Origin of the sequence: Streptomyces carpinensis, from assembly GCF_002154505.1 — a bacterium.
Lineage (GTDB): Bacteria > Actinomycetota > Actinomycetes > Streptomycetales > Streptomycetaceae > Streptomyces > Streptomyces carpinensis.
On record NZ_MUBM01000616.1, the window covers coordinates 1 to 1,477 of the forward strand.

Genomic DNA, 1,477 nt, shown 5'->3' on the forward strand with positions numbered 1-1,477 from the left:
TGGCCGGCACCCCCCGCGGCGTACGGCGCCGCCACCGGACAGGCGACCGGGCACACCTCTTCCCGCCGAGGCTTCTGCCCCGGGCCTGCGCGTCAGCCGCCTTCCCGGCAGCCGGGCCGGTGGCATCGGCCGGATGCCCGATCAGCGGCCGAAGAGGTATGCGTCCCGGTCCGGCGTGCGGTGGTCACGGCCGCTCCGCGTCCCGCCCGGGTGGCGGCGCCGTGCTCGCCCGCAGGACCAGCCGGGTGGGCACGAGGGTCGTACCCCGTTCCGGCCCCTCCCGGCGCATCTTGCGCAGCACGGCCTCGACGCACAGCCGTCCCACCTCGGCGAAGTCCTGGTGGACGGTGGTCAGTGGGGGCAGGAAGGAGGACGCCTCGGGGATGTCGTCGAAGCCGATGACGCTGACGTCCTCTGGCACACGCCGACCGCGTTCGTGCAGGGCGCGCAGCAGTCCGAGGGCCATCTGGTCGTTGGCGGCGAAGACGGCCGTGCAGTTCTCGCGGGCGGCGAGTTCAAGGCCGGCGCGGTAGCCCGATTCCGCTGTCCAGTCCCCGCGTACCAGCGGCGGCGGGACATGTCCGGCTTCGGTGAGGGCGGCGCGCCAGGTGTCCGCGCGGCGCTGCGCGGCGAAGGAGCCCTCCGGGCCGCCGAGGTGCCAGACCGTCTGGTGGCCGAGGTCCAGTAGATGCCGGACGGCGGTGCGGGTACCGCCGGCCTGGTCGGTGTCGACGACCGTGTAGTGGTCACCGGCGTCGGAATCGACGACGACGACCTGGACATGCGGCGGCAGCGTGATCGTCGCCGCGTCGAGCAGGTGGACCTCCATGATGACGATCACCGCGTCGACAGCGAGTTCCTCCAGACGGGTGAACGCGCCGCGCACCTCGTCCTGGGTGGGTATCGCGACAGGCAGCAGTGTCACCGCGTAGCCCTCGTGCGCCGCGGAGGTGGCGATCGCCTCGAGCGTGCGCACGTTCCCGGTGGTGGCCAGCGTGAAGGTGATGACGCCGATGGTGCGGAACTCGCCGCGCTTGAGGGCGCGGGCCGCACTGTTGGGCCGGTAACCGAGTTCCTTCATCGCCGAGAGCACCGCCCGGCGGGTCTCCTCGTTCACTCCGGCGTAGCCGTTGGACACCCGGGAGACGGTCTGAGAGGAGACACCTGCCAGACGTGCCACGTCGGCCATGGACGCCGTGGTCCGGTCACGGCGTCGGGCCCGGGCGCGCTTGGGGGTGGCGTCACCCTGTTCACCGGTGGTCTCGGCGGCCTCGGTGGCAGGGCTGGTCACGTTCGCCGAGGTTCTCGAAGCCCTGTCCACAGGTCATCAGCCGCCTTCCCGTCCACGCTCCACTGTTCCCTGGGACCTCTTGACCGTCGCCATCGGGGCAGTGTAGACATGCCGCCATCGGATGTTTACGTAAACATTACAGCGCATCGCGCGCTTTTTTTTCACGGTCGATGTTTACGTAAACAT

General features: G+C 70.5%; 1 protein-coding gene. It reads right to left on the reverse strand.

Going from position 1 to position 1,477, the window contains the following annotated elements:
* Nucleotides 1-184: 184 nt before the first annotated feature.
* Nucleotides 185-1,189 carry a LacI family DNA-binding transcriptional regulator gene (locus BZY54_RS47055; RefSeq protein WP_086731434.1) on the reverse strand — a complete coding sequence of 335 codons (1,005 nt, stop codon included), beginning with the start codon at nt 1,187-1,189 and terminating at the stop codon, nt 185-187.
* Between the last annotated feature and the right edge of the window lie 288 nt (nt 1,190-1,477).

What these genes read in the sequence shown, in the direction of transcription:
- BZY54_RS47055 (WP_086731434.1), bottom strand. Translation starts at nt 1,189, where the DNA reads ATGGCCGACGTGGCACGTCTGGCAGGTGTCTCCTCTCAGACCGTCTCC.